This window comes from Amycolatopsis sp. CB00013 (genome assembly GCF_001905755.1).
GTDB classification, from domain to species: Bacteria; Actinomycetota; Actinomycetes; order Mycobacteriales; family Pseudonocardiaceae; genus Amycolatopsis; species Amycolatopsis japonica.
The window spans coordinates 693411-715130 of the sequence record NZ_LIWC01000005.1 but is presented as its reverse complement, the minus strand read 5'-3'; the positions used below and the strand labels follow the sequence as shown (position 1 = coordinate 715130).

The 21720-nt window shown below is 67.8% G+C and carries 20 protein-coding genes and 2 tRNA genes; 12 read left to right on the top strand and 10 right to left on the bottom strand.

Annotation, left to right across the window (positions count from 1 at the left end):
* Position 1 precedes the first annotated feature (1 nt).
* Positions 2–1342 carry an ABC1 kinase family protein gene (locus tag AMK34_RS33320; protein WP_073847976.1) on the bottom strand — a complete coding sequence of 447 codons (1341 nt, stop codon included), beginning with the start codon at positions 1340–1342 and terminating at the stop codon, positions 2–4.
* Between the two features lie 77 nt (positions 1343–1419).
* Positions 1420–2454: a hypothetical protein gene (locus AMK34_RS33315; protein ID WP_038518773.1), complete on the bottom strand. Its 1035-nt coding sequence runs from the start codon at positions 2452–2454 to the stop codon at positions 1420–1422.
* Positions 2455–2617: 163 nt separating this feature from the next.
* On the opposite strand from AMK34_RS33315, the gene AMK34_RS33310 reads away from it, so the two are divergent.
* On the top strand, positions 2618–3181 hold the full coding sequence (locus tag AMK34_RS33310; protein ID WP_016331633.1) for a M48 metallopeptidase family protein: 564 nt from the start codon (positions 2618–2620) through the stop codon (positions 3179–3181).
* A gap of 6 nt (positions 3182–3187) precedes the next feature.
* Here AMK34_RS33310 and AMK34_RS33305 read toward each other — a convergent pair whose 3' ends face one another.
* Positions 3188–4537 carry a zinc-dependent metalloprotease gene (locus AMK34_RS33305; RefSeq protein WP_073847975.1) on the bottom strand — a complete coding sequence of 450 codons (1350 nt, stop codon included), beginning with the start codon at positions 4535–4537 and terminating at the stop codon, positions 3188–3190.
* 203 nt (positions 4538–4740) lie between these two features.
* Between AMK34_RS33305 and AMK34_RS33300 the strand changes: the two genes are divergently transcribed.
* Positions 4741–5745 carry a YlbL family protein gene (locus AMK34_RS33300; RefSeq protein WP_179948475.1) on the top strand — a complete coding sequence of 335 codons (1005 nt, stop codon included), beginning with the start codon at positions 4741–4743 and terminating at the stop codon, positions 5743–5745.
* A 131-nt stretch (positions 5746–5876) separates the two neighbouring features.
* Here the strand turns inward: AMK34_RS33300 and AMK34_RS33295 are convergent, their stop codons facing one another.
* On the bottom strand, positions 5877–6425 hold the full coding sequence (locus AMK34_RS33295; protein ID WP_073847974.1) for a PPA1309 family protein: 549 nt from the start codon (positions 6423–6425) through the stop codon (positions 5877–5879).
* A 156-nt stretch (positions 6426–6581) separates the two neighbouring features.
* Between AMK34_RS33295 and AMK34_RS33290 the strand changes: the two genes are divergently transcribed.
* Both AMK34_RS33290 and AMK34_RS33285 read left to right on the top strand, forming a co-directional pair.
* Positions 6582–9575, top strand: a complete 2994-nt coding sequence (locus tag AMK34_RS33290; protein ID WP_038518766.1) for a UPF0182 family protein — start codon at positions 6582–6584, stop codon at positions 9573–9575.
* Between the two features lie 67 nt (positions 9576–9642).
* Positions 9643–9716: transfer RNA gene (locus tag AMK34_RS33285), tRNA-Met, on the top strand.
* 187 nt (positions 9717–9903) lie between these two features.
* Here AMK34_RS33285 and AMK34_RS33280 read toward each other — a convergent pair.
* A complete protein-coding gene (locus AMK34_RS33280) occupies positions 9904–11361 on the bottom strand; it encodes an FAD-dependent monooxygenase (RefSeq protein WP_073847973.1) in 1458 nt (485 codons plus the stop codon).
* A 93-nt stretch (positions 11362–11454) separates the two neighbouring features.
* Here AMK34_RS33280 and AMK34_RS33275 point away from each other — a divergent pair, with 93 nt between their 5' ends.
* The 8 genes from AMK34_RS33275 to AMK34_RS33240 all read left to right on the top strand — a co-directional run bounded on the left by AMK34_RS33275 (position 11455) and on the right by AMK34_RS33240 (position 17353).
* Complete coding sequence (locus tag AMK34_RS33275; protein WP_073848029.1) at positions 11455–12048, top strand: TetR family transcriptional regulator; 594 nt, start codon at positions 11455–11457, stop codon at positions 12046–12048.
* A gap of 83 nt (positions 12049–12131) precedes the next feature.
* Positions 12132–12205, top strand: a tRNA-Met gene (locus AMK34_RS33270).
* 279 nt (positions 12206–12484) lie between these two features.
* Positions 12485–12985 (top strand): PadR family transcriptional regulator, encoded by a 501-nt coding sequence (locus AMK34_RS33265; RefSeq protein ID WP_016331641.1) that lies wholly within the window; start codon positions 12485–12487, stop codon positions 12983–12985.
* Between the two features lie 66 nt (positions 12986–13051).
* Positions 13052–14155, top strand: coding sequence for a peptide chain release factor 2 (prfB, locus tag AMK34_RS33260; RefSeq protein WP_037345950.1), 1104 nt, complete (start codon positions 13052–13054; stop codon positions 14153–14155).
* Positions 14156–14290: 135 nt separating this feature from the next.
* A complete protein-coding gene (ftsE, locus tag AMK34_RS33255) occupies positions 14291–14980 on the top strand; it encodes a cell division ATP-binding protein FtsE (RefSeq protein ID WP_005168409.1) in 690 nt (229 codons plus the stop codon).
* Between the two features lie 51 nt (positions 14981–15031).
* Positions 15032–15925 carry a permease-like cell division protein FtsX gene (gene ftsX, locus AMK34_RS33250; protein WP_038518756.1) on the top strand — a complete coding sequence of 298 codons (894 nt, stop codon included), beginning with the start codon at positions 15032–15034 and terminating at the stop codon, positions 15923–15925.
* Between the two features lie 52 nt (positions 15926–15977).
* Positions 15978–16460: an SsrA-binding protein SmpB gene (smpB, locus tag AMK34_RS33245; RefSeq protein WP_038518755.1), complete on the top strand. Its 483-nt coding sequence runs from the start codon at positions 15978–15980 to the stop codon at positions 16458–16460.
* The gene (locus AMK34_RS33240; RefSeq protein WP_073847972.1) at positions 16457–17353 is read left to right on the top strand and encodes an amidohydrolase family protein; all 897 of its coding nucleotides are present in this window, start codon (positions 16457–16459) and stop codon (positions 17351–17353) included. The genes smpB and AMK34_RS33240 overlap by 4 nt, the downstream gene beginning before the upstream one ends.
* Here AMK34_RS33240 and AMK34_RS33235 read toward each other — a convergent pair.
* The 5 genes from AMK34_RS33235 to AMK34_RS33215 all read right to left on the bottom strand — a co-directional run bounded on the left by AMK34_RS33235 (position 17343) and on the right by AMK34_RS33215 (position 21586).
* Entirely contained in the window at positions 17343–18668 is a 1326-nt protein-coding gene (locus tag AMK34_RS33235) for an acyltransferase family protein (protein ID WP_038518751.1), read from the bottom strand. The genes AMK34_RS33240 and AMK34_RS33235 overlap by 11 nt on opposite strands.
* Before the next feature lie 94 nt (positions 18669–18762).
* Complete coding sequence (locus AMK34_RS33230; RefSeq protein WP_038518749.1) at positions 18763–18996, bottom strand: hypothetical protein; 234 nt, start codon at positions 18994–18996, stop codon at positions 18763–18765.
* A gap of 82 nt (positions 18997–19078) precedes the next feature.
* Positions 19079–19720 carry a response regulator transcription factor gene (locus AMK34_RS33225; protein ID WP_038518748.1) on the bottom strand — a complete coding sequence of 214 codons (642 nt, stop codon included), beginning with the start codon at positions 19718–19720 and terminating at the stop codon, positions 19079–19081.
* A gap of 52 nt (positions 19721–19772) precedes the next feature.
* On the bottom strand, positions 19773–20912 hold the full coding sequence (locus AMK34_RS33220) for a sensor histidine kinase (RefSeq protein WP_038518746.1): 1140 nt from the start codon (positions 20910–20912) through the stop codon (positions 19773–19775).
* A complete protein-coding gene (locus AMK34_RS33215) occupies positions 20909–21586 on the bottom strand; it encodes a sensor domain-containing protein (RefSeq protein ID WP_073847971.1) in 678 nt (225 codons plus the stop codon). The genes AMK34_RS33220 and AMK34_RS33215 overlap by 4 nt, the downstream gene beginning before the upstream one ends.
* Positions 21587–21720: the final 134 nt, after the last annotated feature.

Genomic DNA, 21720 nt, shown 5'->3' with positions numbered 1-21720 from the left:
CTCAGGCCGCGAAGCCCGGCTGCCAGCGTTCGACGATCGCGCGGGCGGGGATCTCGGCGTCGAGCTGGCAGAGGATCCCGGTCGATCCGGCGGTCACCCGGTGGATCATCAGGTACTCGGGCGGGAGGTTGAGGGAGCGGCCGATCCGGAAATCCCGGCCGCGGGTGTCGCCGACCCGGCCCGCCTGTCGCTGCATCCAGCGGCGAGTGAAGTGGAATGTGTCGCCCGCCAGCGGTTCCGTGAACGGGGCCAGGTAGGCGAGTACGTCGTCGGCCCGCAGGTCCGCGTCGGCCCGGATGAAGCCGGACTCCCTGAGTAGCCGCATCAGTTTCGCGGATTCGCCGTCGAGCGCCAGCCGGGTCATCTCGCCGAGGTGCTGCGGAATCCCCTCGGGCAGCCGGGACACCCCGCCGAAGTCGATGACGCACAGGTTGCCGTCGGCGGTCAGCATGAAGTTGCCGGGGTGAGGATCCGAATGCAGGAGCCGGGCTCGTTCAGGGGACGAGTAGTGGAACTCGGTGAGCAGGCGGCCGGCGCGGTCCCGTGTCACCTTGTCGCCGCCGGCGATGATCTTCGAGAGCGGGGTACCGGTGGCCCACTCCGTGACGACGACCTTCGGCGCGCTGGCGACCACGCGGGGGATCAGGAACCCGGGGACACCTTCGAACGCCTTCACGAAATCACGCTGATTCTGGGCTTCCGCCTGGTAATCGAGCTCTTCGTTCATCCGTTCGGCGAGTTCCGCCAGGAGCGGTTTCACCTCGGTCCCCGGCACGAAGGCCTGGAACAACCTGCTGAAACGCTGGAGTTGCCGAAGGTCGCTCCGCAAGGCGTCGTCGGCTCCCGGGTACTGCACCTTGACGGCGACTTCGCGACCGTCGTGCCAGGTCGCACGGTGGACCTGGCCGATGCTCGCGGACGCGGCGGGCTCGTCGTCGAAGGCGGCGAATCGCTGCCGCCAGGTGCGCCCCAGCTGCTCGGCGAGGACCCGATGGGTCTGCCGGGTGGGCATGGGCGGCGCGGCCGCCTGAAGCTTCGTCAGGGCCTCGCGATAGGGCTTCGCCATCTCGTCCGGCACCGCGGCCTCGAAGACGCTCAGCGCCTGGCCGAACTTCATCGCGCCGCCTTTGAGCGTGCCGAGGACCTCGAAAAGCTGCTCCGCCGCCTTGGCCGACAGGGTCGCGTTGACCTCTTCGGCGCTCTGCCCGGTCAGCCGCCTGCCCCAGCCGCCGACCGCCCGTCCCGCTATGCCGAGGGGGATACTGGCCAGCTTCGCCGTTCGCGCGGCCCCGTTCCGGGGGATGGCGGCGTCACGGTCCTCGGCGTTGCGGGAGTCGGTCACCTTCGCGATTCTGCCTTGATTCACTGCGCCCGCGCAGCCTGTTGAGGGAGTGTGTGTGGGCTACATCGCTCGCCGTATCACCGGGCACCGCATCCGCATCCGGTGTGCGGCGGCCAGTCGCGGTGCCGGATCGTGCCGTCGAAGAAGTCGATCTCCAGTGTCGCGTTCCAGGCGGGCGGAGCCTGGTCGCCGGGGGACAGAAGCCGGAGGGCCTGTGCGGCGGCCAGCGCGGCGCAAGCGTGGACGGCGCCGAGGTCCGGCTGTTGCACCCGGCCCGCGAGCTGGCTCGCCACCCTCGGCCAGGAGTCGTCGCGGCCGGCGCGGTGGAGATCGGCGCAGCGCAGGCAACTGCTGCGTCCGGGCACCACGAGCGGCCCGACGATGCCGATCCCGTCCCGGACGCGCACCGGCAGGTGATTGACCCCGTCGCGGACGAGCCCCTCGACCAGCTCGGGAGCCGGTACGACGGCGTCGGTGAGCAGGACGAGTTCCGGCCGGCGATCCGAGTAGAGCCTGGTGGTCGCGATGTCCGTGCCCGCACGGTGCACCACCTGGGCCAGTGCGTCCCGGCGTGGCATGCCGATCTCGGCTTCGGTGTAACCCGAGCCGAGGTCGCCCTCACCGACGACGCCCGAAGCCCGGACGTCGATATGCCCGACGCCGCCTTTGGCGAGCAGGACGGCGAGGGCCGCGGCCAGCCTGCCGTCGCCGTGGATCGCCACCGCGGTGCGCTTGCGGCGTGCGGTCATGGCCGCCTGATGGTGGCGGGCTCGTAGCGACCAGAGCCCTGTTTCCGTTCTCGGTCTGGGATACCCGTCGGAGTGCCCCGCATCGGTCAGGAGTCCTCGGGCCGTCAGGTCCGTCATCAGGTCCCGCAGCTGTTCGTCGTGTTCGCTCTGCGCGAGCACGATGTCGTCCGCGGCCCGCTTTCCGTCCAGCCCGCGGACGGCTTCGGCCACCTCGGTGGCGACGCCGGCGACCACCACGGCGTGTGCCGGGTCGAGGCCGATCTGGATCTCGCCGTTGCCCCGTTCCAGCACATCCAGGCCGGGAAGCAGGGTGGGGAAGGCGGGAAGGATGATCGATCGCAGATCAGGTTCGCGCAGGTTCATGATCGCAGGATCGCACCCGCCCGCCGTCCCGCCGTCCGAAAGAACGCGAGTTATCCACAGGTTGGCCCCGTTGTGGACAACTGGGGGCTGTGACCTTTCGGCCCTCGGAGTTGTCGGTGACTGGCCTTACCGTGGTCGAGTGGTCGAAGCACGGACGCCCTCGTTGAGGGGCCGGGACACGACGAATCCGTCGGACACTCCCGAACACAAGGTCGAGGTACGGCGTAGCCAACGCCGTCACCGGACCGTCACCGCGTACTGGGACGAGGACACCCTCGTCGTGCTGATCCCTGCCCGGATGACCCGGGCCGAGGAGAAGCACTGGGTTGCCGAGATGCAGCGCAAGCTGCTGCGCAAGGGCCCGCGGCAGGCCGCGCCGCCGAAGGCCTCCGACGAGGCGCTGCTGGCGCGCTGCGCCGTGCTCTCGGCGAAGTATCTGGACGGAAAGGCGATACCCGCGAGCGTTCGCTGGGTCCCGCCGATGAGGACGAGGTGGGCGTCCTGCACGCCGGTCGACGCGACGATCAGGGTCAGTGATCGTCTGCGCCGGGTGCCGGGATGGGTGCTGGACTACGTCCTCGTGCACGAACTCGCGCATTTGAAGGAACCAGGGCACAACGCGGCGTTCTGGGAGCTCGTACGCCGTTATCCCAAGACCGAACGCGCCATCGGCTACCTGGAGGGCCTGTCCTCCGCCGCCGGTTGGGGCATCGCGGCGGAGGACTGACGTGCCTCAGCTCTCGTCTTCGTCGCCCTTGGGCTTGTTCTTCTCGCGCTCGGCGCGTTCGATCTCGGCGATCGGGTCGATGCCTTCGAGCGTCGACTCGCCATCGCCGAGGCGTTCGGAGAAGTCGAGCGGCTCGTCGAGGTCTTCGGCGGTCGGCATCAGGTCGGGGTGGGACCAGAGGCCATCCCGCTTCTCGATGCCGTGCTGGTCGCCGACGAGCTTCCACAACGAGGAAGCCGCCCGCATCCGCCTGGGCCGGAGTTCGAGCCCGACCAAGGTGGCGAAGGTCTGCTCGGCGGGACCACCGGTGGCCCGGCGGCGGCGCAGCGTCTCCCGGAGCGCGTCCGCGCCCGGCAGCCGGTCGCCGATGGCCTCGGCGACCACGACGTCGACCCAGCCTTCGACCAGCGCGAGCAGGGTCTCCAGGCGGTTCAGCGCCGCCTTCTGCTCGGGCGAGGTCTGCGGCTCGAGCAGGCCGGACGACATGGCCTCTTCGATGCTGGCCGGGTTCGACGGATCGATCCGGCCCGCGAGCTGCTCGAGCGCCGACGTGTCGACGGAGATGCCGTTCGCGAACTCCTCGACCGTGGCCAGCAGTCGCTGCCGCAGCCAGGGCACGTGGGCGAACAGCCGCTGGTGGGCGGCCTCGCGTGCGGCGATGAAGACCAGCACCTCGCTGGTCGGCAGCTCCAGGCCCTCGGTGAACTTCTCGATGTTGGCCGGCAGCAGCGCGGAGGTGGCCGCGGGACCCAGCGGAAGGCCGACCTCGGTGGAGGTGAGCACTTCGGAAGCCAACTGAGCCAAGGCGTTGCCGAGCTGGGAGCCGAAGGCCATCCCGCCCATCTGCCCCATCATCGAGAGCAGGGGGCCGGCGGCCTGCTTGGCCTCGTCGGGCAGGGCCTGGACCCACGCGCCCGAAACCTGCTGGGCGACGGGGTCGCAGAGGCGCTGCCAGGTCGGCAGGGTCTTCTCGACCCAGGTGCGCGCGGACCATGCGACGGTCGAGGTGGCTCCGGCGGGCAGGATCGTCGCGGCGTCGAGCCACAGCTCGGCCAGATGGGCGGCGTCACGGACAGCCGTGCTCGAGTCACCACCACTGGACGACGAAAAGCCGAGCTTGACGTCACCGCTGTCGCTGCTGCTGAGGTTTTGCAACGCGATCTGTTTCGCCAGGTCGTAGTTGACCGGCCCGGTCGAGCTGCCGGCCTGGCTGAGCATCTGGCCCAGCTGGCTGAGCATCTGACCGAGCTGATTGAAGGCCTCGGCGCCGGAGGGCTGGCCGCCGGAATCCGACGGCTCGTTCTCGCCTCGTTTGTCGGGATCGGGCGGTCCGAAGCCGAACGGGGGTTTGCTCATGGCACCACCGTACGCGGGTCCTGGGATTCACAGCTCGTCAAGTGGAGTGATGAGCGTGGCCTTCACCGAGAAGCGAACACAGTCACCGTACGCTGTCACGCGTGACAGAGCCCTCGGAGGAGACCACAGGAGCGCGGAGCCGTTCGGGCTCCGCGGGTGACCAGGACCGCTCCGAACGGCGGCTGACCCGGCGCGGCTGGACGCTGCTGGTCAGCGGCGCGTTGTTCGTCGCCTTCGCGCTGGTCGGGTTCTTCATCCCGGTGCCGTATGTGGCGATCAGTCCCGGCCCGACCTACGACACGCTCGGCAAGGATGCCGCCGGGCAGTCCGTGATCCAGGTCAACGGGCACGAGATCTTCCAGACCTCCGGCGAACTGCGGATGACGACGGTCTCCCTGCGCGATGGCGGCATCACGCTGTTCAACGCTCTCGGGCTCTGGGCGAGTGGCCGGTACGCGCTGGCGCCGCGCGAGGAGTACTTCAAACCCGGCGAGACCAACGAGCAGGTCCGCCAGGAGAACATCCAGCAGCTGCAAGACTCGCAGACCGCCGCTCAGGTCGCCGCGCTGCGGCGCAAGTTCCCGGTGAAGGTGCTCGCGAAAACGATCGTCTCCGGCAGCCCCGCGGACAAGGTGCTCGCCCCGGGGGACCGGCTGCTGGTGGTCAACGGGGCGACGGTCAAGGAAGCGACCGATGTGCGGGCCGCTCTGAACGGGACGAAGCCCGGGCAGACCGTCCAGATCACTTTCAAATCCGACGGGCAGGCCGAACGCACCGTGCCGCTCACGCTCGCGCAGCGGCCCGACGGGCCGGAAGGCTTCATGGGCCTGACCGCGGTGGACCGCGCGGACGTTCCCTTCGACGTGAAGATCTCGCTGCAGGATGTCGGCGGCCCGTCGGCGGGCCTGATGTTCGCGCTCGCGATCGTCGACAAGATGGAGCCCGGCGACCTCGCCGGTGGCAGGCACATCGCCGGAACGGGCGAGATCTCGGAGAAGGGAGCCGTCGGCGCGATCGGCGGCATCTCGTTCAAGGTGGTCGGTGCCCGCGAGGCCGGCGCGACCGACTTTCTCGTGCCCGCGCACAACTGCGCCGAGGCGAAGACCGCCGCGCCCGATGGCCTAAACCTGATCAAGGTTTCGACGCTCGACGAAGCGATCGCGCAGCTCGAGAACCTCAAGGCGGGACGGCCCACCGCCTCCTGCTGACCGCCGGGGGAGCAAGGGACCTTTGCTACCACCCCGCGGGCCTGGCTGAAGAGAGCAAGGGACCTTTGCTATCGCCCGGTGTGCGTCTCGGGCCGGGTGGTAGCAAAGGTCCCTTGCTCTCTTTCCGCAGGTCAGGGGAGCAGAGTCGCCTTCAGGGCTTCCAGCAGGTTGGGCGCCAGCTCCGGGTTCTCGATGATCTCGTCGACAGGGACGTCGCCGGGCTCTTCTGCCTTCCCCGCGCCGCGAAGCCGCATGACGCAGGCTCCGGCACCATCCCGCAGGACGGCCGCGACGAGCCGGGCCTCGGTCCGGCGAGGGTGGTCGGCGGCCGCCTGACGCAGGCGGTCGGCATCGGTCTCGGGCACGACGGGAAGCTCGGCTTCGGCGTCCGGCGGCAGCACGATGATCTCTTGCGCGAGCGCGCAGCCCAGAACCAGATCGGGCCACGCGATCTGCGCCAGCGCTTCACCGAGGTCGCCATCCGGCAGCGACTCCTGTGCGACCGGCGTCAGCGGGGCCGACGGATCGAGCTGTCCGGCCAGTTCGGGCTGCTCGTCCAGCAGCGCCGCGGTCGGGACCAGCGCGAACAACTGCGGCGGCTGATCCCATCCTCCGGAGGCGACGAACTCCTCGACTTCGCGGGCCAGGCCGGCCACGCCCTGCTGCTCACTCGGTGCCATTGCCACATCGTTCCAGGCGGCCGGGACAGCGGCGTCCCGAGTCCGGTTTGGGCGGGTTCCGGGAACTTCCGACGGCATCCGTAGAGTTAGAGCATCAGGGGCCGCACGCGGTACGCGCGTCCCTGCGAAAAGTTCACCAAACCAGGAGCGTGTGCAGTGGCCACTCGGCCCCCCGTGAGCCTGCCGAAGCTGTCCCGGCGCAGCCGGATCCTGCTCATCATCGCCGCCGTAGTCATCCTGGCCCTGCTGCTGGGCGCGAGACTGCTGGACACCTATGTCGACTGGTTGTGGTTCGGCGAGGTCGGCGCCCGGACGGTCTTCAGCACGGTGTTGATCACCCGTGTCGTCTTGTTCTTCGCCGTCGGGCTCCTGGTGGGAGGCTCGCTCGCGATCAGTTTGATGATCGCGTACCGGTCGAGGCCCGTCTTCGTGCCGATTTCCGGCAACGACGACCCGCTCGCGCGCTATCGATCGGCGATCGTCGGCCGGATCCGGCTTTTCGGCATCGGCATCCCGGTGCTCACCGGGCTCATCGCCGGCGCGTCCGCGCAGAGCGACTGGCAGGTCGTGCAGCTGTTCCTGAACGGCACGCGCTTCGGGCAGACCGATCCCGAATTCGGCAACGACGTCGGCTTCTACGCCTTCGACCTGCCGTTCTACAACTGGCTCCTGGGCTGGCTGTTCATCTCCGTCGTCATCGCGTTCTTCGGCGCGTTGATCTCCCATTACATCTTCGGTGGCATCCGGCTCGCGGGTAAGGGCGGCCAGCTCGCCGGCCCGACCCGTGCCCAGCTCGCCATCACCATCGGCATCTTCGTGCTGCTGAAGGCGGTCGAGTACTTCTTCGATCGCTACAACCTGCTGCTCTCCGACAGGGGGGCGCCGCTCTTCATCGGTGCGACCTACACCGACCTGAACGCGGTCCTGCCCGCGAAGCTGATCCTTCTGTGCATCTCGGTGATCTGTGCCGTCGCCTTCTTCGCCGGCGCGTTCCTGCGCAACCTGCAGCTTCCCGCGATCGCACTGGTGCTGCTGATCCTGTCGAACGTGCTCGTCGGCGTCGCGTGGCCCGCCGTGCTCGACCAGTTCTCGGTGCGTCCCAACGCGAACGAGAAGGAGTCCGCGTCGATCCAGCGCAACATGGACGCGACCCGCCAGGCGTTCGGCCTCACCAACGTCGAGTACAAGGACTACACCGGAAAGTCCGAGGCGACCTCCGCGGAGATCAAGGCGGACAAGGGGACCGTTCCGAACATCCGCCTCCTCGACCCGAACATCCTCAGCGACACCTTCACTCAGCGCGTCGGCCGTGAGAACTTCTACGGCTTCCCGTCGAAGCTGGACATCGACCGCTACACCCTCAACGGGGTCACGCAGGACTACATCGTCGCGGCCAAGGAGATCAAGACCGAGGGCCTGACCGGCAACCAGACGAACTGGATCAACAAGCACCTCGTCTACACGCACGGAAACGGCTTCGTCGCCGCGCCGGCCAACACGATCGACCGCGCGCTGAAGGACGCCAACTCCGACGGCGGTTACCCGATCGCCACCACCAGCGACACCCAGAACCCGACGGGCGCCGGCTCGACCGACCCGAACAAGCCGGGCATCAAGGTGGACGAGCCTCGCATCTACTACGGCGAGCTGGCGACCGACGCCGCGTACGCGATCGTCGGCGGCAAGGCGGGACAGGCGCCCGGCGAGTACGACACCGCCGTCGACCGCGGCTACATCTACAAGGGCTCCGGCGGCGTGCCGATCGACAACTGGTTCAACCGGCTCGTCTTCGCCGCCGAGTACGGCGAGCGGAACATCCTCTTCTCCGACGCCATCGGCGACGGATCCAAGATCATGTTCAACCGCGAGCCGCGGGACCGCGTCGCCAAGGTCGCCCCGTGGCTGACCCTCGACGGTGACCCGTATCCGGCGGTCGTCAACGGCAAGATCATCTGGATCGTCGACGGCTACACCACGATGAACAACTTCCCGTACGCCCAGCAGACCCAGCTCGGCCAGGCGACCAACGACTCGCTCAGCGGCACCACCCGCCAGGCGAACTCCTCGCTCAACTACATCCGCAACTCGGTCAAGGCCACCGTCGACGCGTTCGACGGCACCGTGACCCTGTACGGGGTCGAGGACAACGAGCCGGTGCTGAACGCCTGGAAGAACGTCTTCCCGGGCCTGGTCAAGCCGAGCAGCGAGATCTCACCGGACCTGCGGTCGCACTTCCGCTACCCCGAAGATCTCTTCAAGGTGCAGCGAGAACTCCTGTCGAAGTACCACGTGAACAACCCGGCGGAGTTCTACGCGCAGCAGGCCTTCTGGAGCGTTCCGCAGGACCCGACGCAGGAAGGTGGCGTGAACGCGTCCGCTTCCGGTGTCGCGAACCAGCCCGGCTACTACGTCCTGGCCACCGCGCCGGGAGACAACAAATCGCGATTCCAGCTCACCAGTTCACTGACCGGTCTCCAACGGCAGTACCTGGCGGCGTGGATGTCGGTGTCCTCGGATCCCGAGGACTACGGGAAGATGCGCGTCCTGAGACTGCCGACCGGCGCCAGCGGCTCGACCCAGGTGGACGGTCCCGTCCAGGTCCAGAACAGATTCCAAAGTGACCCACGGGTCGCGCAGGACCGGACCCTGTTCAACAACCCGAACGTCACCGTCACGTACGGAAACCTGATCACCCTGCCTGTCGCGAACGGCTTCCTCTACGTGGAACCGGTCTACATCCGGCAGCGGAACCAGCTGAGCTATCCGCAGCTGGCCCGGGTCTTGGTCTCCTATGGCACCAAGATCGGTTTCGCGCCGACGCTCAACGAAGCCCTGGATCAGGTCTTCGGGCCGGGCACGGGTTCCGGGGTCACGCCGCCGCAGACAGGAGGCACGCCCGGAACGACCACACCGCCCCCCGGCACCACGACGCCGCAGCCGCCGGCCACCGGCAACCCGGCGCTCGACAAGGCCGCGGGCGACATGCACGACGCCTGGGTCAAGTTCCGCGCCGCCCAGCAATCCGGCAACTACGCCGACCAGGGTGCCGCCCTGGCCGCACTCGAAGCCGCTTCGAAGGCCTACGAGTCGGCCAAGGCCAACCCGCCGGCGTCCGGTGCGCCCCCGACCTCCGGCCAGCCCGGAGGGTGACGTCGCTTACCTAAAGGGCACCTGCTTTGCGCCTGCTCGAAACGCAGGCGTAAGGTAGGTGTCACGACGCGGGGTGGAGCAGCTCGGTAGCTCGCTGGGCTCATAACCCAGAGGTCGCAGGTTCAAATCCTGTCCCCGCTACAGAGGTTGGAGGCCCGTGTCTGCGGAAAACGCAGATACGGGCCTCCTTCGCATTTGTCCCGGGGGTCGAACCCCCGGACCCCCGCCAGGAGGGCTCCGCCCCCTGGACCCCCGAGGTGAGTCGGTCGCTTAGGTGCCCGAGGTAGCGGGGGACCTTTGCTACCAGGTGGGGAGCGGGGGACCTTTGCTACCGCGTGGGGGCGGGGGCGGTCCAGCAGGCATAGCCATCGGGGCGGTACAGGACGGCTTCAGTGGCGGGCCACGGCAGGGACATGACCAGCTGGGTGGTCAGGCGCGGCGAGCGGGCATGGGCCCGGGCGGCGTCGATGTGGGCCGGGGTGGTCGTCAGGAGCACGAAGGCGCCGTCGCGGAAGAGCGTGCTGGGGCGCAGTGGGCCCTCTTCGGTCGCGACGTCCTCATCGGTCAGCCGCGAGCCGAGCGCGGGATGCGCGGTCCCGTGGGTCGTGTAGCGGATTCCCAGGCCCGAGACCATGCCCGACAGGTGCTTGCTCACCTCGGGCAGCGCGGCCAGGTCGGCGAAAACGGCGCGAAGCGCGCGAGACGAATGAGACCGCGGAGTCAGCCCCAGTTGAGCGGCGACGTTGTGCAGCACTTGAGCGCCGACAGGGTGCCGCTCGGCCTCGTAGGTGTCGAGCAGGTCGTCGCCCGCCCAGCCGCGCACTGTCGCGGCGAGCTTCCATCCCAGGTTCATCGCGTCCTGCACGCCCAGGTTCAGCCCCTGGCCGCCGGCCGGGAAATGGATGTGCGCGGCATCGCCCGCCAGCAGCACCCGCCCGGCGCGGTAGTGCTCCGCCTGCCGCGCGGCGTCGGAGAACTGTGACGCCCACCGGATTTCCGACACCGTCGCTGTCTCACCGTACGAGTCCAGCAGGGCGCGCCGGACTTCGTCGTGGGAGACGGCGGCCCGGAGGTCCGCAGGCCGCGAGGCCCTGTCGCCGTACACGAAGCGGTAGAGACCCGGTTCTCCCAACGGAATCAGGCCTTTGAACGTGGTCGCACCGGTCGGCTCGCCGGTGTTCCGCATCGTTCGCCACTGTTTTTGCACGCCGTCAGGGATTCTGTCGAACAGGACGTCCGCGACCACGCCGAAACCTTCACCGTCCACTCCGGGAAAGTCCACGCCGAGTCCTTTGCGTACAACACTTCGAGCGCCGTCGCAGCCGACGAGGAACTTCGCATACAGCACGTTCTCGCCGCTGTCTGTTCGGTACCGGACAGAGACAGAGTCCTTGTCCTGCACGAAATCGATTACTTCGGCGCCTCGGATCACCTTCGTTCCTTGTGCGGCAAGCCGTTCCTCCAGGTACTCCTCCACCTGTGCCTGCGGAATCCCCAGCTGGAAAGGGAAACGAGTGTCCCAGCCGTCGTAGCCGACCGGGATCATCGCGAAATGTCCGTCTCGCACTGTCGCGAATGAACGTTCCTCGGCGCCGTCCAGAAGTCCGCGCAGCTGCAGGATTTCCGCCGTGCGCGGCTGCAGGTTCAGCGCCTTCGACAGTCCGGTGCGCTCGTGAAGCCGTTCCAGAACCACGACATCGACACCGGCGAGCGCGAGTTCGTGGGCAAGCATCAGCCCCGTCGGCCCGGCGCCGGCCACGACCACGTCCGTCCCCAGGTTGTTCATACCACTCCTTAACGACGTTAAATTGACCGACGCCCAGCGTGCCCTTAACATTGTTAAATTGTCAAGGCGCTTCCGCTGGAAAGAGGGATGAAAGTGGGTCTGACCAGGCAGGACATCGCCCGCGCCGGGCTTCGGCTGCTCAATGACGTCGGGCTCAACGGGCTGACGCTCCGCCTGATCGCGGAGGAGCTCGGGGTCAAGGCGCCCGCGTTGTACTGGCACATGAAGAACAAACAGGAGCTGCTCGACGAGATGGCGACGCGGATGTACGCGGACGCGATGCCGGGTCGTGTGCCGGAAGGTATGGGGGAACGGGAGTCTCTCGAGCTGGCGGCACGGGCTTTGCGCCGGATGATGCTCGCTTACCGTGACGGCGCGAAGGTCTTCGCCGGGACTTTCCTGACCGACGACAGCCTGCTCGGTGACAATCCGCTGCAGGGGCGGGTCGACGCGGGGCTCGAACCGTACCTGGCCGGACGAGCGTTGTTCACCGTCTACACCTATGTCATCGGTTTCACCATCGAAGAACAGGCCGTTTATCCGGTTCCGGGCGAACGGGACCCGCGTTACGACGTGACGCCCACCGCGTGGGTCTTCGACGAGGACGTCGAAGGCAGGTTCGGCGACGGGCTGACCATGGTGCTCAACGGCGCCTTCGCTTGGCTGGATGACAAAGTCGCGCCATAAAGGCAGGTCAAAGGCCTTTTGAGAAGTTAAGGGCACCCCCGTGAAACCCGGTCCGGGCCCCGTGTAATCTATTAACACAACGACGCGGGGTGGAGCAGCTCGGTAGCTCGCTGGGCTCATAACCCAGAGGTCGCAGGTTCAAATCCTGTCCCCGCTACTGTGAAAACGAAGCGCGGATCTGCGGAAATCGCAGATCCGCGCTTCTTCGTTTTCCGGTTCCGTCGTCCGTGTGCCCTCCGGGGCGATCACTCCCCGTTGTTGGTCGGGGCGGGGGACGCGTACCGCTGTCCGTGGCGAAGGCCGGTTGCGTAGCGTGTTCGGTCCATTGTGGACAGGCGTAGTGCGTTGGGCCGAATGAGCGCATATCACTAGCCACAATGGACAGATGTGTTGACCACAGTGGACACAGGTTCCGAAAAGTGGGACCGTAGAGGACGTGTCCGAATTGAATGCAACAGCCGCCGCACTGCTCGGTCTTCTCCACGACGGTCCCGCCACGGGCGGGCAACTGGTCGCGGGGGCGGGTGAGCGTTTCGGCGCCTTCTTCAGCGTGACTCGCAGCCAGGTGTACCGGGAGCTCCCCGCCTTGTCGAAGGAGGGCCTCGTCCGCCTCGGCAAGCAGGGCCCGCGGTCGAGCCAGCAGTACCTCATCACCGCGGCGGGCAAGAAGGCGTTCAAGACGTGGCTGTCCTCCGAAGCCGGTCCTGACCACCTCCGCAGCCCGCTGATCCTCCGTCTCGTGCACGCCGGTTCGTTGACGGTGAAGCAGCGCGCGACCCTGCTCGAATCGGCCCGCGCGAGCTACACGCAGCAGCTCGACGAGGCCAAGGCCGCCACCAAGGCCGCCGACGGCCCGTACGCCAAAGCGGTCGCCGAGTTCGCTCAGGCGCAGGCCAAAGCCGCACTGAAACTGCTGGATTCCATCCCCCAGTCCTGACCCGGACAGGTGCCCACGGCCGGTTCCCCGCAACCGGTCGTGGGTTTTGCCGTAACCTTGGCCGACGTGAGTGATGAGTTCGATGCGGCACTGAAGGACCTGGCCGGCAAGCTGACGCAGATCGAGTCGGTGATGGACCTGGATGCGCTGCGTGCCCAGGTGGCCGAGCTGGAGGAACAGGCATCCAGCCCGAACCTCTGGGACGACCCCGAAGCGGCGCAGAAGGTCACCAGCCAGTTGTCCCACCGGCAGAGTGAGCTGCGACGCATTTCCGAGCTGCGGCAGCGGCTCGACGACCTGGGCGTCCTCTATGAACTGGCCGAGGCCGAGGGCGACTCCGCCAGTGTGGCCGAGTCCGAGTCCGAGCTCACGGCGCTCACCAAGGACATCGACGGGCTCGAGGTCCGCACCCTGCTGTCGGGTGAATACGACCCGCGGAACGCCGTGGTCACCATCCGGTCCGAAGCGGGCGGTGTCGACGCCGCCGACTGGGCCGAGATGCTGCTCCGGATGTACCTGCGGTGGGCGGAGCGCCACAACTACCCGACGGACGTCTACGACATCTCCTACGCCGAAGAAGCGGGCATCAAGTCCGCCACCTTCAAGGTGAGCGCCCCGTACGTCTACGGCACGCTCTCGGTCGAGCAGGGCACGCACCGGCTGGTGCGCATCTCGCCGTTCGACAACCAGAGCCGTCGCCAGACCTCCTTCGCGCACGTCGAGGTGATGCCCGAGGTCGAGGAGGTCGACCACGTCGACATCCCCGAGAAGGACATCCGCGTCGACGTGTACCGGTCGTCCGGCCCGGGCGGGCAGAGCGTGAACACGACGGACTCGGCGGTGCGGATCACGCACATCCCGACCGGCGTGGTCGTTTCGTGTCAGAACGAAAAGTCGCAGCTGCAGAACAAGGCGGCCGCGATGAAGGTGCTCCAGGCGCGGCTGCTGCAGCGTAAGAAGGAGGAGGAGCGCGCCGAGATGGACGCGCTCAAGGACGGCGGCTCCAGCTGGGGCAACCAGATGCGCTCCTACGTGCTGCACCCGTACCAGATGGTCAAGGACCTGCGGACCGAGTTCGAGGTCGGCAACCCGTCGTCCGTGCTCGACGGCGAGATCGACGGCTTCCTGGAGGCCGGCATCCGCTGGCGCAAGCAGTCCGGAGCCGCGTAACAACCCTGCGTGAGAGAGCAAGGGACCTTTGCTACCACTTTCCGAAAGAGAGTGATAGCAAAGGTCCCTTGCTCGCTCGGCCGCCGGGACCGGGCTACCCGGGCTTAACGGCGGGCATGGGTAGTATGCCGAACCGTGATCCGGCTCGAAGAGGTTTCCAAGGTCTACAAGACCTCGACCCGTCCCGCCCTTGAGCGGGTGTCGGTCGAGATCGACAAAGGCGAGTTCGTCTTCCTGATCGGTCCTTCGGGATCCGGGAAGTCGACCTTCCTGCGTCTCCTGCTGCGCGAAGAGGTGCCGAGCAAGGGTCGCGTCATGGTCTCCAACTTCGACGTCGCCAAGCTCGCCCGTCGCCGGGTGCCGCGGCTGCGGCAGACCATCGGCTGCGTCTTCCAGGACTTCCGTCTGCTGTCGAACAAGACCGTCGCCGAGAACGTCGCCTTCGCGCTCGAAGTCATCGGCAAGCCGCGCCCCACGATCCGCAAGGTCGTGCCCGAGGTGCTCGAACTCGTCGGCCTCGACGGCAAGGCCGACCGGCTCCCCAACGAACTCTCCGGTGGTGAGCAGCAGCGCGTCGCGATCGCCCGCGCGTTCGTGAACCGCCCGCTCGTGCTGCTCGCCGACGAGCCGACCGGGAACCTGGACCCCGACACCAGCCAGGACATCATGTTGCTGCTGGAGCGGATCAACCGCACCGGCACGACGGTGCTGATGGCCACCCACGACCATTCGATCGTGGACTCGATGCGGCGAAGGGTCGTCGAGCTCCAGCTCGGCAAGGTCATCCGTGACGACGCCCGAGGCGTCTACGGCATCGGCCGCTGACCGGCCCCGCCCTCCTCCGTAACCCACGACTTCCAAGGGACATCAACCCCGATGCGCGCCAGTTTCGTCTTCAGCGAGGTAGTCACCGGCTTGCGCCGGAACGTCACGATGACCATCGCGATGATCCTCACCACCGCGGTCTCCCTCGCCATGCTCGGCTTCGGTCTCCTGGCCGTCGGCACGATCGACAAGATGAAGGCCAACTTCCTCGCCGACGTCGAGGTTTCGGTCTATCTGGTCAACGACATCAGCGCGGGTGACCCGAACTGCTCGCAGTCCGCCTGCCAGACGCTGCGTCAGGAGCTGCAGGGCAACGAAGGCGTCGAGTCGGTCGTCTTCGAGAACCGCGAGCAGTCCTACGAGCGGTTCAAGAAGATGTTCGAGAGCCAGCCGGAACTGCTCGCGCTCACCGGGCCGGAGGCGCTGCCCGCGTCGCTCCACGTCAAGCTGAAGAACCCCGAGCGCAGCCAGGCGATCATCCAGGAGTACACCGGCAAGCCCGGCGTCTCCAAGGTCGACGACCAGCAGAAGGCGCTGGACCGCGTGTTCAACGCGCTCAACGGTGTGCGGAACCTGGCCTTCGGCGCCGCGCTGATCATGGCCATCGCCGCGCTGCTGCTGATCGCCAACACGATCCAGGTGTCGGCGTTCACCCGGCGCACCGAGGTCGGCATCATGCGGCTGGTCGGTGCGACCCGCTGGTACACGCAGCTGCCGTTCCTCCTGGAGGCGGTGGTCGCCGGCCTGGTCGGTGCCATCATCGGTATCGTCTTCCTGGTGCTCACCAAGGTGCTGTTGCTCGACTTGGTGCTCACGGGTGACGTGTTCCCCGCGGTCGGCATGCTCGAATTGCTGTTCCCGGTGGCGCCGATCCTGCTCGCCGTTTCGATCGTCATTTCGGCGATCACCGGCTACGTGACGCTGCGCCTGTACGTGCGCCACTAGCCGCCCCGATAACCACCTGCCCGAACACAGAAACTCACGTAGAGTCGCCGCTATGCCCAAGGAACGTGGACACAAGGTGATCGTGTCGAACCGCAAGGCTCGCCACGATTACTCCATCCTCGACACCTACGAAGCCGGTCTCGTGCTCGTCGGTACCGAGGTGAAGAGCCTGCGTGAAGGACGGGCATCGCTGGCCGACGCGTTCGCCACGGTGGACGACGGCGAGGTCTGGCTCCGCAACGTGCACATCCCGGAGTACGTGCAGGGCACGTGGACGAACCACACGCCGCGGCGCACCCGGAAACTGTTGCTGCACCGCCAGGAGATCGAGAAGCTCATCGGCAAGACCAAGGAGAGCGGTCTTTCGCTGGTCCCGCTGTCGATGTACTTCAAGGACGGCAAGGTCAAGGTCGAGATCGCGTTGGCGAAGGGCAAGAAGTCCTACGACAAGCGGCAGGACATCGCCAAGCGGGACGCGGAGCGCACCATCAGCCGGGCCATGGGCCGGGCGCTCAAGGGCCGGTACAACGATTGATCCACGGGCCCGCGTCGGACGCCGAGATCCCCGGCTGGATCTCGGCGCTGGGCATCGACGGGCTCGTGGACCTTCACCTGCATTTCCTGCCGAAGCCCGTCATGGACAAGGTGTGGGCCTATTTCGACCAGGCCGAGGAGCACTACGGCATGGCCTGGCCGGTGCTTTACCGCACGTCGGAGGAAGAACGCGTCGAAACCCTGCGCTCGTTCGGCGTGCGCAGGTTCGCGCCGCTGGTCTATCCGCACAAGCCGGGTATGGCCGCATGGCTGACGTCGTGGGCGCTGGAGTTCGCGGAACGCGTCCCGGAGGCGGTGCCGACCGGCACGTTCTACCCCGAGCCCGGCGCGCTGTCCGTTGTGGACGGTGCGCTGCGCGCGGGCGCCCGGTGTTTCAAGGCGCACGTCCAGATCGGCGCCTACGACCCGCGTGACGAGCTCCTCGACGACGTCTGGGGCGCGCTGGCGGACGCGGGCGTCCCGGTGGTCGTCCACTGTGGACACGGTCCGTTGAGGGGCGCCTACACCGGGCTACGGCTGTTCGAAGAGATCCTGGTGCGGCATCCCAGTCTGACGCTGGTGCTCGCGCACGCCGGCATGCCGGAGATCGATTTCGCCTTCGAGCTGGCCGGGAAGTATCCGCGCGTGTACCTCGACACCACGATGGTCGGGGTGGAGTTCACTTCGCACGGCAACCCGCTCCCGCCGGACTGGCAGGACCTCCTGGCGGAATTCCCCGACCGCGTCGTGTTCGGCACCGACTTCCCCAACATCCCGTACTCGTACGCCACACAGCTGCAGGCGATCGCCGGCTGGGCAGCCGACGATCGCCTGGGTGAGCCGTTCTTGCGGGCGGTGCTGCACGACACCCCCGCGAAACTGCTCAGCGTTTGAGCTGTGCCACCTCGGTGACCGACACGGCGCGGCCGAGTAGCCGCGTCCCCAGCTCCGAGACCGGGATCTGCTTGCCCGCCAGCAGGAATCCGCCCGTCGCCAGCGCCACCCACGGCGCCGGGCCCTGCGCCAGACCATCGCTCAGCGGGGCGAAACCGTGCGCTGCGAGGCCGAGCAGCCCGCCGGCGATCGCCAGTCCGGCCACCACGAGCTGAGGCGTGTGCGCGGTCGACGCGGGGCCGGAACCCTGCGTTTCGAAGCGGGCGAACATCCGCAGCAGGCCGAGGAGCACGAGCCCGCAGGCGCCGAGCCAGGCCGGGAGCATCGTCAGCCACAGCACGGAACCCGGTTCGGGGGTTTCGTAACCGAGGCCGTAGACCGCGACACCGGAGACGACGATCAGCGCCGGCATGTGCCACAGGTAGACGCTCATGAACCGCGGGCCGATCCACTTCAGGGCGGCGTCGAGGTTCGGCCGGGCGGCCAAGGCGTTCAGCTGGGGCTTGAAGGCCAGCAGGAGCCCGATCTGGCCGATCGCGAGGAAGGCCAGCAGCGCGGTCGGCGGGCTCATGTTCGACACCGGGGCGCCCGGCATGCCGATCATGCTCGCCGGGTACGGGCCGAAGGCGACCATCAGCGCGGTGATGCCGAATCCGGCGGCGGACATGCCCAGCGCGGCGTTGCGGCTCAACGATCCGAGACGTCCTTGCGTGTAGTGGAAACCGAGCTGGTGCACGGCCATCCAGACGAAGACGGCGTTCGCGAAACCGATCAGGCCGAGGTCGTTGAAGCGGGCGACGTCCACGAGTACGGCGGCGGCGAGCATCACGAGCGGGACCTTCAGGCCCCAGCGGCGATGTGCCGCGGCCAGCATCGGGGTGAGCAGCACGGTGAGCACGTACACGGCGAGGAACCACAGCAACTGGGCGGCGATCGCGCCGCCGACCTGCAACGGCTGCTCCGGAACGCCCATGCCGCGCAGGATGTCCGGGACGAACAGCCAGACGGCCACCAGCGGCAGCACCGGGATCATCAGCCGCTTGAGACGGGCCGCGAGCCAGGAGCGAGAGCTTTCCGCGCGGCTCAACGAGATCAGGTTCGCCGCGCCGCCGGCGAAGAAGACGAGCGGCATGACCTGGCTGAGCCAGGTGATGATCCACCAGCCGGGCGTCGCGAGGGCGTTCCCGGTGGCGAGACGGCCGTCGGCGTAGGAGAGCACCGGCATACCCCAGTGCTGGACGACGACCGCGAGGATCGCGACCGCTCGGACGATGTCCAGGAACCTGTCCCGGCCCTGTTTCCCGCTTGTGTGCATGGAAAAGAGCCTGGTGCTTCGGGGCCGCGAAAACAGTGGTGCGGGCCGCCGTATCGATCTTCGGGGTTTTCGCCCCCGGAAGGTGGAGTTTTCCCTACCCCACGCCGTCGGTCTCGGGCTCCGGGAGCGGGGCGGCGCACAGCCGGAACTCCCAGCAGTCGTCTTCGGCGCGGCCGAGTTCGTACCGGGTTTCGATTTTGGGCCCGTCGTGGAGATGGACGTGTTTGAGGACGGTGCCCACGATCGGTTCCGTGTCACCGAGTTCCTGGACACGGCCGTCGAGCGGCCCGCCGAAGAAGCGGACGCTGCGGGAGGTCCGGTCGGTCATGGGGCCTCCTCGGCTCGGCTCGTTCCCTCACCAACAGTCTGCCCATGTTAGGTGAGTGACGGCTTCGCCACCAAGAGCTACTTCAGCGTCCTAAGTAAGTGAGCACCGCGCGGACCCGGCGGTGCTCCACCGAGCTCGCTTCGAGACCGAGCTTCGAGAAGATGTTGCCGATGTGCTTCTCGACCGCGCCGTGCGAGACGACGAGCGAGTTCGCGATCGCGGTGTTCGACAGGCCCTGCGCCATCAGCCCCAGCACCTCGGACTCGCGGGCGGTGAGCGCGTCGAGCGGGTTCTTGCGGCCCCGCGCCATGAGCTGCGCGATGACGTCCGGATCGATGGCCGTGCCGCCGCCGGCGACGCGCTTGACCGCGTCGAGGAAGTCCCCGACGTCGGCGACGCGTTCCTTGAGCAGGTAACCGACTCCGCCCGCGCCACCGGACAGCAGCTCGACGGCGTAGCTCTCTTCGACGTACTGGGAAAGCACGAGAACCGGAAGACCGGGAACGGCCTCACGGGCGCCCAGCGCCGCACGCAAGCCCTCGTCGGTGAAGGTGGGTGGCATGCGGACGTCGACGATCGCGAGGTCCGGCCGGTGCTCCTTGACCGCGACCAGCAGGTCGTCGCCGTTGTCCACGGCGGCGACCGTCTCGATGTCCTCGTCGGCGAGCAGTCGGATCACCCCCGCGCGCAACAGAACCGCGTCTTCGGCGATGACAACCCGCATGCTGCCCCCAGCGTCGTGAGTGAATGGCAGAGCCTATTCACTCACGAGCGGGTCACCATTGGCACGGCAGGTCCGCGCGAATCACCGTCGGGCCACCGGGCGGGCTGACGACGGTGATCACGCCGTCGATCGTGGCCGCGCGGTCGGCGAGCCCGGCGAGGCCGCCACCTGGCCGGACTTCGGCGCCGCCGTGCCCGTTGTCGGTGATCTCGACGATGACCATCGACTCGGTGCGCCACACCTTCACGCCCGCTTCGGTCGCGCCCGAATGCTTCGCGATGTTGGTCAGCGTCTCGCCGACGATGAAGTAGGCCGTCGTCTCGACCGCGGCCGGCGGTCGCGGCTCGACGTCCACCTCGACGTCGACGTGGATCGGCGATTTCGCGGCCTGCGCGGACAAGGCGGCGTCGAGACCGCGGTCGCCGAGGACGGCCGGGTAGATCCCGCGGGCGAGATCGCGCAGTTCCGACACCGCGAGCTTGGCGTCGAGGTGCGCCTCGTCGATCAGTTCGCGCACGGCGTTCGGGTCCTGGTCGAACTTCGACTTCGCGCGGCCGAGGCTCATCGCGACGGCGACCAGCCGCTGCTGGGCGCCGTCGTGCAGGTCACGCTCGATGCGGCGGCGTTCGGCCTCGGCGGCGTCGACACCGCGAGCCCGCGACGCCTGCAGACGCTCGGCCTTCTGTTCCAGTTTCGCGGCGCGGTTCGGGCCGAGCAGCGAGTACGCCAGGTTGCCGTGCAGCCACCCGACCCACGGGGTCACCCAGATCGCCATCGGCAGCAGCACGATCGACGCGATCGCGATCGGCAGCTCCAGGCAGGCCAGCGGGAACGCCGCCATGAGGTAGGCGAGGTCACGCCAGGTCGTCGCGTCGGTCAGGCGGGTCAGCCAGCGCTTGACCAGCGAAAGTCCTTCGAGGGGGAGCCGCTCGACCGGCTCCAGTGGGGTTTCGAGCATCGTCCGCGCCCAGCCCCGCTCCCGGTCGGCGGACCAGCGGATGAAGCTGGTCGTGGCCATCAGGATCGGGAAGCCGATCCACACCACCGCGGTCGCGATGCCGACCGCCAGCCCGACGACGATGAGGATGAACTGGAGCAGCCGGAAGAAGAAGCTGACGAACATGTAGGCGATCGTTCGCATCGGCCGCGGCCGCGGGATCCCCACCTGCTGTACCTGCTGGTCGATCGTCATCCGTGAACCTCGCCCCAAGAATTTTCCAGACGGCGGCGCTGGGCGTAGGTCGGCCCGAGCAACGCCGCCGCGAGCCGGGCATGCATCCCGGCCAGCGCCTTCGTCAACGCTACCGAGAGAGCGATGCAGAGCACTCCGAGCGCCGCCCAAGGCAGCGCGGAGACCGTCGAATCGACGGTGAACCACGCGTTGTCCCAGGCCGGGAAGCGGTACTCGCCGCCGGGCAGGAAGCGGTAGTAGATCGGCAGCCCGGCGAGGCCGAGACTGGTCGCCCAGAACGCGGTGACCAGGACGAACTCGACGATCCCGAGCGGGAACAGCAGGAAGAAGTAGCCGAGGTCGCGCCAGGTCGAGCCGTCCTTCAGGCGTGCCTTCCAGCGCACGGACTGGCCGGCGACGGGCAGCGGGAGGTACGGCAGGTCGATGTAGCGGTCGAGCAGTGCGTACACCCTGGCGCGCTCCATCCGGGCCGCGCCGCGGACCGTCAGGATCACCAGCGCGAGGATGGGCAACCCGATCCAGACGACCGCGGTGCCGATGCCCGCCGAGATGAAGGACATCAAGAGCGCGAAGGCCAGGACGCCCATCGGCAGGTTCATCAGCAGGTAGACCAGCGAGCCGCCGAACGACGGATCGGACCTGCTCAGCTCCCGCTCGGCCGCCAGCGAACTCATGGTCGTGCTCCTCTCCTGTTCGAGGAGTCAAGCATCGCGCGCGGGGACGTCCGCTGACATGGTGCTCGCGGGCATCTCCCAGGTAGGGCTAGCCCCACCTGCGGGATTAACCCGGTTGCCGCCCGCGTTATGAT